The following is a 14669-nucleotide window of genomic DNA, read 5'->3' on the forward strand; positions in this document are numbered from 1 at the left end:
TACTTTTACTTCTAAATTTTAAAATAATCTTGCTATAAATTAAAAATATACTTTTTTCTAAAATTTATTAGATATATCATAAAATTTTATTTGTATTTTCGGATAATGTTTATATACGTAAATTAAAGAGTGGAATAATTTCCACTCTTAGAAAAATTACAATACATTTATTAACTATTAGTAAATAGCTCTAAATCCTATTCCACCTCTTACATTGTTACCCTTAGTGTCATATCCTCCATTTACCGTAACTCCAAATCTTGTATTGTCTACTCCGATATTCAAGTCAAATTTACCATTCCCACGTCTGTCATCTTTTTCCCCTCTTATCTTAAACCAGTCTGCCGTCGTATATCTTACTCTTCCTTTATTGTTTACTTCTCCAACTTTTCCTAGTTCATTCTCATAAGACGCTGTCAAGCCTACAGATAAATTTGTTCTTACCGCTAACGGCTGTACATATCTAAATTCAACTCCAACTTCTGGTTTTACTGAAAAATAATCGTTTCCTTTTACTTCTAGTCTCATTTCCCCGTTATCTTCCTTGATATTGTTGAATCTTCCATATTCCATCTTTAATGCTCCGTAAGGACGCAAATGTGTTCTCTCGCTCATTCTTATGTCATATCCTAAATCTGTCTTAACTGCCGCTCCATAAGAATGATAGTCAGATTTTGCCTGGAATATTTCATCTACTACAAGATATCTACGTTTCATTTCATTAATACCGGCAAATACATCTCCACCGATTGTCCATTGCAATGCACCATTGTAATCTTTTTTCGGTGACATTGTCTTAAATACTCCCGCTTTAAGCATAGTCTGATTCTCTTTTGATTTTCCAATATCTTTAAACTTAAATCTATTTGTTACAGCTCCTGCATACCATCCACTTGAATTACCCATCTTAATTCTTTCATCTTCGTGAACATACGCAAATCCGTAAGAATTACTTGTATAATCTATGATTCCCGCTGTATCTGATTTATATTCGTCTCTCATACCAAAGACTTTAATCTTATTATTTTGTTTAGACGGATTTCTCCAATCTTTTTTAAGATGTTTAAATTCCTTGTCAAGCATACTTCCAGTTGAATTAATTCTTTGCTGAGTATTTCCATATTGATGTCCCATCATTTCATCATAAGCCTGTGTTAGTAATACTTGTTCATTTTGACCTATGCTATTTAACTTGTCAAATAATTTTTTCTCTCTTGTTCCTACTGCTTCTACACCATATCTTTGTTCCAATCCATCAGCAAAATTCCAAGCATTTTCTGTTTTAGGTACAAAGTCTGTATATGCAAGTTTTGTCATTGTAACTGCTGTAGGCTCATCTGTATATGGATCAAGCGTAGGTGTTGCTACCCATGTCAGTGCTGCAGAACGTATATTTAATGATGTTGGAATTTGGTATCCTGATCTTAAGAATGGTGTTATTATATCACTCCCCACTCTTATTGCTTTAGCAGTTGTTAATTCTGTTACTTCCGTTCCAATTATAAGATCATTGTCTACTAAAGGATTATATCCATCTACCCAATTAATAGGCGATGTTCTTCCTAATGTATCAACATAAATACCCACATTTGAGAATGCGTAATTTCCTACATCTGGTGTAAGAGCCGTTAAATCATGAATAGGTACTTCCACGCCATTTACATACGCTTTTCTTATAATATTTCCATTTTCATCTTCATTTGCTATTATCGCAGAGTTTCCTCTTGTTACAGAAGGATCACTAGCCGATTCAGTAATAAGATCGTACGAACCTTGAGCTGCATTTACTGCATTTCCTAAATTTGTTGAATTTACTGAGGTTATATTCCCTGAAGCATCTTGATATTTTCCTGTTTTACTTCTTACCCCTACAGAACCTGCTCCTGATATATTAATTGTTCCATAGTTTTTAATAATAGCATTTCTTAAATAAATTCCTGTAGAATTAGCAAGATTTATATCAACTGTTCCGTTGTTTGTAAATGTTCCATTATTTAATACTGCTATTCCAATTGCAGTATTTCCTGTACCAGATGTTTTTATTAAATTATTATTTATTCCTTCTGCACCATTTCCATCTATGTACATTCCATATCCATTTTTTGATGAACTTATATCAATTATTCCATCATTTATCGCTCTTGATCCTGCTCCTTGAGCAAACATTCCTATAGAATAATCTCCCGTAACATTAATTTTGTTTACGTTTCTTATAGTTCCACCTTTAGTTGCCATACCAATTGAATATGCTTCTTCTCCTTGCTTGATCACAGAATGTCCTATTGTAATTTCTCCATAATTATTAATAGACGCTCCTGCTTCAGCGTAAGCTCCTACATTTCCTACTCCAGCTGAATAATCTATAACTCCATAATTATTAATAACAGCTCCTGCTCCTGTTGCATAAAGAGCAGCATTATTGTTTCCTCCAGTTCTTACAGTAGTGTATGTAGTTGCATTTCCTGGACCAGCCTTATATAGATAAACACTATTTGAACCCATATTTAGATTTGAACCAGGATTACTTATATAAGTATTTGTACCATTACCCAAAACAGCAAATCCAAACGAACTGTTTCCTATATTTATATTTGCAGAATTATTTTCTATATGGCTTCCATTATTTGAAACTACTCCAATTGCACCATTTCCAACAGTTATGCTACTTCCTGAAGTAAGAGTTGTACTTCCTTGCTTTTTGTAAATTCCAATTGCACCATCTCCAAATGAAATTGTACCATTATTGTTTACAGCATAAGGAGTGTCAGAAAGTATTCCAATTACGTTATTTCCACCATTTATTGTTCCTTGATGATTTATATTTCCATATTTTGTATACATTCCAATACTTGGATTATTTATACTTGCAGAGTTTCCTAATGTAATAGTTCCTCCATTAGTTATATTTACATAATTACGTCCTTGGTTTGTTGGATAAAGAGTATTCACTCCATAGTTATGAATACCTATCGAGCCATCTCCAAGTAATGTCATATTTTTAAAACTTACTACATCTGAATCAGTAAATATTCCTTGAGCTCTTGCATTATTAGCAGCTATTATATTTCCTGCAGTTGCATTTATCTCTGTTCCCTTAGCAAGTAATCCCACTCCATCAGTTCCTATTGTTATATTAGCTCCATTATCTGATATTTTAGCTACACTTCCTCTATATAAAGCATCTGAGTAAACTCCGATAGAATCTGGAGCTGCCGACACATCAATTGAAGAACCATTTTTTAGCGTTATGCTTACAGGTGATGTAGCTGTTACTGTATTACCAGCAGCACTTGTATCCACATCTTTAGCAAGTATTCCAATTGAAGAAACTCCAGTTCCTATAGAGTTAATACTTCCATTATGAACAATTTCTATGCTTCCATTTCCTGTAGTAGGCTGTCCTCCAGTATACGTGGCATCTCCTACTCCAAGATAGTTTATTCCAGCTATTCCTACTCCATTATTTCCTACTGTAATGCTTCCATTATTTGTTGCAATTCCACCATTTGAAGTAATAATACCCGTAGAATCATCTCCTATTGTATTTAATACGCTATTATTATAGATTTCTGAATATTCTCCAACAATTCCTGCCATTCCTATACCTGTAAGACTTATTGTTCCATTGTTTGTAAGTATTACATCATTTCTTTGTACTCCTGTTGTACTATTTTTTTGAGCTATAGCTACTTTAGATTTTTTAGCAAGCTTTATCGGAGATGTAATTGCTCCTGATCCTGTGATACTTTTTCCTGCATTTACTGTAATACTTGATGAACTAAATTCAGATTTTAAATATGCGTCAATAGGGTTATCAAGATTTACATTTTGATCTATAGTAAGAGGTAATCTTGTAGCTTTATAAGGAATATATGAACCTCCTGCTACCCCTGTATATACTGGTATTATGTGTGTACTTCCTGTTGATGTAAGATTTGAAAGCAATTCTCCTCCTGTATTTCCACCTTTTCCTTCTGCTACTATAAGTGTTGAATTTTCTTTCAAGTTTACTGTAATATTTCCTGTAGAAGATGAGTGAACTACATCATTTAGAGGACTTGAACCTGCTCCATTTATTTTCACATAAAAGGCTGTTGCTCCAGGATTTATTGTAGCAGTTGAATTTCCACGAAGTATAAGTTGGGACTTATCTTCTGTAGGCAATCCAGTTATTGGATCTAATACTAGATTTCCAAATGAGTCTGCTTTTTTTCCTTTAGTTTCACTATAAAATAATAAAGCTTTGTTTCCTGTTATTGATAAATCCATATCTGTAAGTCCAATATCTGCTCCATCTACGGCATAAAGAGTAACTGCACCTTCTCCTTCAACTTCCACTTTTCCTGGATTTAATAGATTGGCTGCATCTTTATTTAATGATACTTCTGCATTTTTTATTATTGCACCATCTTTTTTTCTTTCTGCTATAGCATATACCCCTATAGCACTTTTACCTTCAACCTTTATAGTTCCACCATTCATTGTATATTTTCCAGCGTTATTATATATCCCTATTGATTTTTCTCCGTAAATATCAATATTCCCCTTACTTGTCGCCTCAGAATAAGTCTTGCTACCTACATACTGGCTTGTAACATCATTACCACTAGCATCTAGCTCCCAGAAAGTTTGTGCCGTATTACCTGCATTATACTTAGCTGATTTACCACTAACTACTAACCCAAATGATGTTTTAGATTCACTATTTGAAGCTTTATCTCCTATTTTCAAATTTCCTTCAATTTCTGCTTTAGCTCCTTGATATGCCATAAGCCCTATTACATTTTGTTTTCCACCATTTACTGTAATATTTCCTGTATTTTTCACCTTAGGTAATACTGTATCATTTTCATTGATTTGGAAAATCGCTGGAGCATTAGCGTTTCTTGATTGAGTGGCAATATTCGACAGCATAACAATATTATATCTATTGGCAGCAGCACTTGCATTACCAGGATTAACTGTCAAATTTCTTATTAAATTTATTCCATATCTGTCAGTCCTAAATAATGTTCCACCATCTGCTGTGTTAGAAAAATCTATACTTTCAATATGTCCATCTGTAATTCTAAAATCTTTTTCAGCCAAACTTCTTGCAGTACTTGAATATTCTCCTGCCATATAATCTGAATTTCTAAGTAATCCAACATTTTCAATTCCATCTACTGTAATATTTAAATTATATATATTTCCGATAGGGTCTTCAGTAGTAGATGTTGCAGCATCATATCTTCCAGTATTGTCTATACTTGCCGCAGAAGCTGCATCTTTGGCTTCTAACCCATCACCATCATAACCAATACCTTTCTGATAGTTATACACACTTACATGCCCTGTACCGTATTTAATAGGAGATGTAAATCCTGAACTTGCTGGCAATGTTACAGTATTTTCCTGATATGGATTTGCTATCGCATACATTCCTGAACCAGTTATATTTTTGGATATTGATACTCCAACATTATGCTTTCCTCCTACATTAACCATTCCTTGTTTTCCATCAATTATTGTTTCATCATAATAAATACCATCTTCATCATAGTGTGATGTTCCCAAATGATTTGCTGGTACTAAATTTCCTGAACCATGTACAAAATCTGCAGGTGCTACAGTTCCTGCTTGTGATATCCCCTTGGCAAATACATTTGGTATTCTTATACCATAACTACCTTCTACATTTGTAGGATCTGAATTTGTGTCAACACTGCTAATATAAATCTTTCCTGTCTTAACATACATATTCAAAGAACCTTTTTCATCATAAGACTTATGTTTATATTTATTATATTTATTAGCATCCTCATTGTGATTTGCTGAACTTACTCTAAAATCTTGGCTGTCTGCATATTTATTAAATCCAAATTCAGCAAAATCTATTCCTATACTGTTGACACTTTTAACATTAATCTTCCCTTGGTTTCTCATTTCTGAAGCCCAAGGTCTATATGTTATAGGTACAGGACCACCATATCCAGGTATCATATTATTAGTAGGTGCATATTCTGTATAACCTTCCACCATCGCAGTCATTCCTATAAGATAGCTTGCATTTCCATCATTTTTTGCACTTTCTTTCTCAAGATTAAGTTCTCCTTTATTAATTAGGACTGCTGCTTGACCTGCTAATGTCTGAACTTCCATTCCTATTGTTAAATGTGGACGTCCAGCCTTACCATGAAACACACCATTTACTGATGAACCAATAACATCCCTTATATTTCTTCCATATAGATTCAATTCTCCTTCAAATTCGACTGTTACAGGACCAAATGCCGTACTTCCTCCTGCTCCTGCTCCTGTAGGATTTAAACTGATAAATCTTACAGTATTAGCTGTTTTTCTAGCAGTCCCAGCTTGACCTGCCCAACCATTCGCTGCTCCTTCTGTTCTTCCAAAAGGAGTTTGTGTGTTATTTCTTAATGTCCATGTTCCAGTTATAGTTGTTGGAAGTGGTTGTTGTGCTCTATTAAGTGCTGAATTATTAGTAGGGTTTTTAAATTGATATTGGGTAATATTAAAGACTGTTTGTGGTGATACAGCCGTTATTCCAGCTCCAGATGTATCGTCTAATTTATATCCTGGTCTATTTCCATATCCATAACCATTATCATTTAGATATTGTAAATTATTAAATATATTTGTTCCGTTTGGATATGCTCCACTTGCAACTCTTGAATCCTTATTTTCCCATCTTCCATTAACAGTTCCTCTAGATTCAAGCTTTTGAGTTGCATTAATAACTCCTCTTTCACCTTCATAAGTAAAAGCTCCATTTACAGTAAAACCTCTATCATCTATTGTTATATCTGTTCCTGAAGCATTTGCTACTGCATTACTTTGATTTACTATTGCATTTGGATCCCCATAAAACCCTGGTCCTACTGAATCCTGTGAAAATCCTACCGAAAGTTCAGTAAGCCTAGGTGGCTGGAATACATTTGGTCTTATTGCAGCTACTGAAATTGGATCAAACGTTACTGTTTCTATTTCAGGTATAGTAAAATTAGGATTAGGGTTAATAGCTCTAGGATTTATATTTAGGTTAGGAATATTTGGTATTGCTACATTTATTCTTGGCTGAATAATAATAGGTACTCCTGGATCAGGTATAGGTACCGTTCCCACAAGACCATACACTTCTCCTGCATTTTTTCTTGATTTTGTAGATGTTGAAAGAGGATCTTGAGAAATTGCTACTCTATCATACATTTTGCTACTTGGAGATACATTTCTTTCCCACCATTGACCTCTATTTAATTTTGAATTTAGTATATATTTTTCTTCTTTATCTCCTAATCCTTTATATGTACCCTTCCAATCATTATAGAAAAAATTTGCCCCATATTGCCATGAGCTCCAAGGGGATTTTACAACATGATCTCCTTGCTCCATTAATTGAATTAGTTCTAGATTAACATTTTTTATTAATTTATTATTTTCTTTTCTAGTTTCACTAACTTTGCTTTTTATTTCTTTTATTGAAGTTGTGATTTTATTTTCTTGGGTCTTAATTGATGTATCTTTTGTTTTTGCAAATGAATTATTTTTGACTGTAATAAGCCCTGTCAATAAAAATGCAAATAATGCAGAATCTGTATATTTGAAATTTTTATACTTTTTAGCAAAAGAACATAAATCCTTTTTCACTTTTCTTAGATTATTAGTCATTTTTCTCTCCTTTTTGTTTTTTCTATAATATTATATTTCAATATTCCCTTACCTTTCATTAACTTAACCTAAAGTTCCTATAAATTAGTTATATACTATAAATTATCTTATTAAACAGCCATATCTTATTTATATTGATTACAATTTTTAGATTATAATATATTTTATCAAAAAAATATAAAAAAATCAACTTTTTTTGTTTTATTCTTTGTTTTTTTTTGATATTTCTTATAACATTAATTTTATTTAATAAAAAAATTAAAAATTGTTATATAAAATAACATTTATCGTATTTCAATCAATTCATAATATAACATAATATATTTAAGTTTATTTAATACTTAACTAAGTTGTATCTGAAAACTCAAAATCGATGTTATTTTTAATGGTTTTTTGATTTTATAAATTATTTAAATTGCGATAAAAACAGTGTTTATTATTTTTGATTTTGAAAAAATTTGTTAAAAATTTATTATTTAAAGAGTTTTCAGATACGCCCTAATTCAAATTACGTGTTTTTATAATTTTAAATGTATACTTTAGATTAAATTTAACTATATCCCAAACAAATAATTATTATAATTTTCTTTTAAAAATGTATAATTATAATTAGGTAATTTGAATAATTGTTTATATTTAATACAAAAGTTTTCTCCTAAATATTCTCTCCTTGATTGTGATATCACAACCAAAGTTTTAATTTCTATTTTCTATTTTATTTGTAAAGTTTGGGTCATCTAGCGTTGTGTATTTTGTTCTTGACAATCTCCTAAAAACTTGATACAGTCTATAAAGATAAAAATTTTAAAAGGAGTTACAAATTAATGAATTTAGAAAACATCGAAAATGATTTCGATAATGAAAATACAATAAATAATAAAATAAATACTGACAACATTGCTTCTACATCTCTCGGAAGTGCAACCTGTGAAACAATTTTACCGTCTGTTCCGCTTCAGTCGCTAGAAACTATTGAAAAAAGCATTCAGAAGAAATACCGTTCAGCACTTTGGACGCCTTTTGTCAAAGCTTTAAAAGAATTTGAAATGGTAAAAGATGGTGACAGGATTGCAGTTGCTATTTCTGGAGGTAAAGACAGCCTTTTGCTTTCAAAACTGTTTCAGGAGCTGAAAAGAGCCAGCAGAACTAATTTTGAACTGGTATTTATTTCAATGAATCCTGGATTTAATCCTGCCAACCTGAATAATTTGAAAAAAAATCTAGAACATCTGAATATTCCGTGTGAGATTTATAATGATAATATTTTTGAAATTGCAGAAAAGATTGCAAAAGACTATCCTTGCTATATGTGTGCCAAAATGCGTCGTGGAAGCCTTTATACAAAAGCAACTTCGCTTGGGTGCAACAAACTAGCACTTGGGCATCATTTTGACGATGTTATCGAAACCACTCTAATGAGCATGTTTTATATGGGAAAATTTGAAACAATGCTACCAAAACTAAAGTCCGATAATTTTGAGATAGAATTAATTCGTCCATTATTTTATGTAGAAGAAAAAGCAATTATAAAATGGGTACGAAATAATGGAATCCTGCCAATGAACTGCGGCTGTACAGTAGCTGCTGAAAAGACTTCCAGCAAACGCCGTGAAACCAAAGACTTAATTGCACAGCTTGTAAAAAATAATCCTGATATAAAAAAACGTATAGTTCAATCAACACAAAATGTAAATTTGGAAAAAATATTAGGCTGGAAAGACTCTAATGGAAAATATTCATACTTAGATAAGTTTTAAAAGAAAGGATAAAAATATGAACAAGAATGAAAAAGAGATGAAAAGCTGGGAATACATTATTCAAACAAAAAAAGAACATATCGACTTTATCAATAAAATCATAGAAGCATACGATGGCTTAGGAAATGTAAGAACTCTTGACAATCAGAACGGTTTAATAAAAATTCTCACAAATTCTTATCTTTTAAATGATATGGATAACGCAATCGAAACATTAAAGGAAAAAAATATCGAAATAGAAATTCTAGAAAAAAGAGAATGGCTTGGAGTGTTATAATTCCAAGCCTTTTCATTTACAAATTATCATGAATTTACTTAATATTTTACTAATATTCTGCTCTTGTTTTAAACTAGAATTTTATAAAATAAAATTACCATTAATTTATTTTTCCAAAATTTCAATAAAATTAATAAATTCCTGAACAGAAAACTCTTCAGTCCGTGCAAGTCTTGTCTTTACAACTTTTTCTAGTGCAGCTCCAACTACATCCTTTGAAAATCCTAATTTTGTTAAATTGTTGGCAATACTCTTTCGCTTATTGGAAAAGGCTTCTTTTAAATATTTAAAATATTTTTCTTCTGAAATCTGGCTTTCATATCTTTTATCTTTCAAAATTTTTATTCCTAAAAATGCTGAGTCAACTTTTGGAACAGGATCAAATTTTTCTTTCGGCACAGTAAACAGATATTCTGCTTCAGCGTAAAATTGAACTGCGTGCGTAAGCAGACTCATATTTTTGCTATGAGGCTGGGAGGCAATTCGCTCTGCCACTTCCTTTTGCACCATCAAATAAATTTCATCAATATTCTCACGATATTCCAAAAGTTTGTTAATAATCGGCGAAGTTATGTAATACGGAATATTTGCCACAACTTTGACATTTTTTCTATTTTCAAAAAATTTTTCCAAATCTGCTTCCATAAAATCCTGATGAATCAATTTAAAATTTTGCTTGTTTTCAAATTTTTTAGCCAAAAACGGTATCAAATCATCATCTATCTCAAAAGCAGTCAAAAATTTAGAATTTTCAATCAATTTTTCTGTCAAAAATCCCAATCCTGGTCCTATTTCCAAAACTTCTGTTTCCTCATCAATATTTGCTATGTCTAAAATTTCATCTGACAAATTGCTGTCATTCAAAAAATTCTGTCCATATTTTTTTTTAGCCTTATGATTTTCATTTTCAAAATATTTATTTTTATTTTGATATTTTTCTTTATTTCTTTTCAATCTTTCTCCTTATTTAATGTATCCTAGAACTATTATAAATTATTCAAAAACCGATGGTTCAGCTATTCCTACATACTCAAGGTTTCTGTAAATTTCATTAAAATCAAGTCCGTATCCCACAACAAATTCATTTGGAATTTCAAAACCTATATACTGCACATCAATTTCAACTTCTCTTCTTTCAGGTTTATCCAGCAATGTACACAATGATACTTTCTTAGGATTTCTGCTTCCTAAAAGTTGTAATATTTTTTTCAGCGTAAATCCTGAATCAATAATATCTTCTACAACTAACACATTTTTCCCGCTAATTGTACTTCTTAAATCTTTCAGAATCTTAACTTCTCTAGAAGTCTGCGTTCCTTCTCCATAGCTAGAAGCCTCAATAAAGTCGATTTCAAGTGGTAATCTTATTTCTCTTATCAAATCAGCCATAAATACAATAGATCCTCTTAAAAGCCCAACAACTATAAGCGGTTCATTTTCGTTTTTAAAATCTTCTGTAATTTGTTCTCCTAATTCTTTTAATCTTTTCTGAATTTCTTCTTTAGTGATCAGTTGCTCTTTTATTCCAAATTCAACATCTTTTGTCATAATCTTCCTCCATTATTAATTTCTTTTCCAAAATAATTGTTAAAAAAATACACAAACACTAAACAGCTTCTCTTAAACTTTATTTTACCTCGATTTTCAATAATTTCAAACATAATTTAAATTTATTTAAATTCCTTCTCAAGAATTAAAAATATATATTTTCCAAAAAATTCAAAATTTTTTTAAAAATATTTAATTTATAGTATTGACTTTTTTAACTTTCATGTTATAATAGTAATGTCAAAAGAGAGTTAATTAATAATTAACAATCATTTGGCTATATAGGGAAATTTGTTTTTTTGAATAAAAGACCATTTTATGAGATAGCCCAAAAAAACATTATTTATTTAATTTCCCTATATAAAAAGGGCTATCTCATAATCCAAACTTTATTTTTTTTACAAGGTTTACAAGTATAGCCTTTCTAATCAAATCTAATTTATTTAGATTTTTTTTATTACAATTTTTTAATATCTATTTTATTATAAGTTAAAAAAATTAATACTCAAATAGTTTATTTTAAATTAAAAAATTACCATTTGAGTATTGATTTGTTATTTATTTCTATTTAACTTTTTCTACTAATTTTGTAAATTCAGCAGGGTTATTTAATGCTAAGTCTGCTAAAACTTTTCTGTCAAGTTCAATTCCAGCTTTTTTAAGTCCGTTCATTAATCTTGAATAAGAAATTCCATTTAATCTTGCAGCAGCGTTAATTCTGATAATCCATAATTCACGCATTTTTCTTTTTTTCAATTTTCTATGTTCAGTTGCGTAAGCCATAGCTTTTTTAACTGCTTCATTAGCCTTTTTATAATTTGTTTTTATGGCTCCTCTATAACCTTTTGCTTCTTTTAAAACTTTTTTATGTCTTTTTCTTCTAACTATTCCTGTTTTTACTCTTGGCATCTTCTTTCCTCCTTGATATTTTAGCCGTTTTTTGTTCTTTATATTTAATATTCAGAACTAACTTTTGTCAATTTTTAATTTTGGTTTTTTATAAAAAGCGGTTAATTCTTATTCTAAACTGCTTTTTTTAACTTCACTTTTAAATAAAAGTAATAAATTTGTTAAATTGCTTTTTTTAAAATGATTTTAAAGTAATTACTTAAACTATCTTCCTTCTTGTCCAGCCAATGCTTTTTTGATTTTTCTTTCAGCACCTTTTGGAGCGATTGCGTCTTGTCCTAGACGTTTCTTTCTTTTATGAGTCTTTTTAGTTAAGATATGGCTCTTTCCTGAGTGTCTTATAGAAATTTTTCCACTTCCTGTAACTTTAACTCTTTTTTTTGTTCCTTTATGTGTTTTCATTTTTGGCATTTTCTTTCCTCCTAAATCACTTTTCACTTTTTTAAATTTTGCCTTTATTTTTTAGGCGATAATAAAATAAATTTTTGAACCTGTTCTTTTCCGTATTTTTTCTCAACTGTTGCAGTTTCTTCAAAATGGCTTGCAAACTCGTCTAATACTTTAATAGCAGATTCTGCATGTAATCTTTCTCTACCTGTAAGTCTTAGGCTGACTTTTACCTTATGCTCCTTGGCTATAAATTTTTCAATTTGAGAAATTTTTGTTTCTTTATCATGCTCGTCAATATGAGGTTTAATTCTAATCTCTTTAATAACGACATTTTTTTGTTTTTTCTTATTTTCCTTGTCTTTCTTCGTTTTCTCATACTTGAATTTTCCATAGTCCATAATTTTGCATACAGGCGGTGTTGCATTTGGTGAAATTTCAACTAAGTCCAATTCTTTTTCTGCCGCAAGTGCTAACGCATCTCTAGCTGACATTACTCCAAACTGTTCTCCATCATCACCAACAACTCTAATTTCTCTTGCCCTAATTCGCTCATTCATTCTTGGCTCATCAGATCGGTTATTTCCTCTTATAAAAAACACCTCCTAATTTTTTTACAATAAAAAAACAAGATATAAGAAACCTTGCTCAATAGTTATTATATAAATAAATTTCACAACAAAATTATCATAACAAAAATACTTATTTCATTATAAAATATCAAATAACTAATACCCAACTCATCTTGAAAATAGAATAAAACATTCTACTTTTATTTGGAAAATCAATCCAAAACCTAAATATATTGATGGAAAGGTGAGAAACAATGTTTCTACTTCTAATTTAATTACTAAAATAGTTTATCATATTTTATTTTATTTTGCAAGGAAATTTTGAAAATTTTTCCCATTTCTTGTCCTTGACATTTTATAAAAAAAATAGGCATATCTTTTGGATATACCTTCGGTAGTCCTTAATGAATAAGGCTCTTAATCTTTTATTACCATTCTTTCCTTAAATAAATAAGGCTTTAATGTAAATAAATTATAATATACGTTAAATATTTTGTCAACTACATTCTTTATTTTTTGACAAAAGTTAATTTTTATGCCAATCATTTGGAAAATCCATTCTCGATAAAATATCATTTATATTTATAATATTTTCTAATTTATCTTCTAAAGTTTTGATAATCAATTTTAATTTTTCTGTTAGTGCATCAAATTCTTCTTTAGAAAGAAATAATTTTAATCCTTCATAAATCGTAAAGAGTTTTTGATTTCTGTTTGATGTCATATCACTAACTCTTTTTATATTAACAGTTTCTCTCGAAGAAAATTCGTATAACCTTTCGTTATGGGCAGCAACATTTCTAAAATGAGAGCTAGCAACTAAATAAGTTCTTACAAATGAATGAGTTATATTTGGAAGATTACCATATTCTTCTTTATACAAATTTTTAAAATGATCGCAAATTTTATCATATACATTTTTATGTAAACAAGAATATAGTTTGCTAATATCTCCAAAAGTTAAATAGTGAATTATAATCCAAAAAGGAATATTATCTTTTGTAGTGTTATAATGTCTTATTATCATTTTTTCATTATCTTTTTTTATCTTTTTCAACGTATTCACTACCATTGAAATTTTAAGAATATTTGAATTTTTCTTTCCAGCATTGTAATTCTCTAAAAGAAGATACGAATTTTTTTTCAAAATTCCATTTGTTTCAGAGAAATAATAAGAAATAGCTGTTTTGAAAAAACTTTCAAGCAATGTCAAATTATCAAAAAATAAAATTCTCAATTCCCTATCAAAATCATGAAGACTTTTTAAATACTTAAATTTAAAATTTTCAATATATTTATCTTTTCCCCTCAAATTTTTATTTTTTTCTAAAAAAGGAGCTTTATAAAAATTTATAATAGAATAGTAATTAAATCTTTTCAAAATAGAAATTGTATCTTTATCAATGCTCATTCTGCTTGATATAATCATTTCCTGCTCTTTGAACTTTTTAAATGGCTGATCCACAAAAAATCTCCTTTCCAAAATATCAGAAAAGCCCTCCAAATAGAGAGCCTTTATATTAATTTAAATTATAATTTCAGCCTATATCG

At 29.9% G+C, this 14669-nt stretch carries 9 protein-coding genes; 2 read left to right on the forward strand and 7 right to left on the reverse strand.

The features are described 5' to 3' along the window. Positions 1 to 177 precede the first annotated feature (177 nt). Positions 178 to 7668, reverse strand: coding sequence for an autotransporter-associated N-terminal domain-containing protein (locus QU666_RS07105; protein WP_304984793.1), 7491 nt, complete (start codon positions 7666 to 7668; stop codon positions 178 to 180). An 824-nt stretch (positions 7669 to 8492) separates the two neighbouring features. On the opposite strand from QU666_RS07105, the gene QU666_RS07110 reads away from it, so the two are divergent. Both QU666_RS07110 and QU666_RS07115 read left to right on the forward strand, forming a co-directional pair. Beyond that, the gene (locus tag QU666_RS07110) at positions 8493 to 9425 is read left to right on the forward strand and encodes an ATP-binding protein (protein ID WP_021770293.1); all 933 of its coding nucleotides are present in this window, start codon (positions 8493 to 8495) and stop codon (positions 9423 to 9425) included. A 16-nt stretch (positions 9426 to 9441) separates the two neighbouring features. Next, positions 9442 to 9702 (forward strand): DUF4911 domain-containing protein, encoded by a 261-nt coding sequence (locus tag QU666_RS07115; protein WP_021770294.1) that lies wholly within the window; start codon positions 9442 to 9444, stop codon positions 9700 to 9702. A gap of 105 nt (positions 9703 to 9807) precedes the next feature. On the opposite strand, the gene rsmA is transcribed toward QU666_RS07115, so the two are convergent. From rsmA to QU666_RS07145, 6 genes are all read right to left on the reverse strand, one after another. Next, on the reverse strand, positions 9808 to 10656 hold the full coding sequence (gene rsmA, locus QU666_RS07120) for a 16S rRNA (adenine(1518)-N(6)/adenine(1519)-N(6))-dimethyltransferase RsmA (RefSeq protein ID WP_021770295.1): 849 nt from the start codon (positions 10654 to 10656) through the stop codon (positions 9808 to 9810). Between the two features lie 39 nt (positions 10657 to 10695). Continuing rightward, positions 10696 to 11250 carry a hypoxanthine phosphoribosyltransferase gene (gene hpt, locus QU666_RS07125; protein ID WP_021770296.1) on the reverse strand — a complete coding sequence of 185 codons (555 nt, stop codon included), beginning with the start codon at positions 11248 to 11250 and terminating at the stop codon, positions 10696 to 10698. 564 nt (positions 11251 to 11814) lie between these two features. Beyond that, positions 11815 to 12159: a 50S ribosomal protein L20 gene (gene rplT / locus QU666_RS07130; RefSeq protein WP_021770297.1), complete on the reverse strand. Its 345-nt coding sequence runs from the start codon at positions 12157 to 12159 to the stop codon at positions 11815 to 11817. A 204-nt stretch (positions 12160 to 12363) separates the two neighbouring features. Then, a complete protein-coding gene (gene rpmI / locus QU666_RS07135) occupies positions 12364 to 12570 on the reverse strand; it encodes a 50S ribosomal protein L35 (RefSeq protein WP_026746377.1) in 207 nt (68 codons plus the stop codon). Between the two features lie 44 nt (positions 12571 to 12614). Further along, positions 12615 to 13106 carry a translation initiation factor IF-3 gene (gene infC, locus QU666_RS07140; protein ID WP_006804285.1) on the reverse strand — a complete coding sequence of 164 codons (492 nt, stop codon included), beginning with the start codon at positions 13104 to 13106 and terminating at the stop codon, positions 12615 to 12617. A 538-nt stretch (positions 13107 to 13644) separates the two neighbouring features. Continuing rightward, positions 13645 to 14583 (reverse strand): Abi family protein, encoded by a 939-nt coding sequence (locus QU666_RS07145; RefSeq protein WP_021770299.1) that lies wholly within the window; start codon positions 14581 to 14583, stop codon positions 13645 to 13647. Positions 14584 to 14669 lie beyond the last annotated feature (86 nt).

It is taken from the genome of Leptotrichia sp. HMT-225 (assembly GCF_030644325.1).
Classification (GTDB): Bacteria; Fusobacteriota; Fusobacteriia; order Fusobacteriales; family Leptotrichiaceae; genus Leptotrichia; species Leptotrichia massiliensis.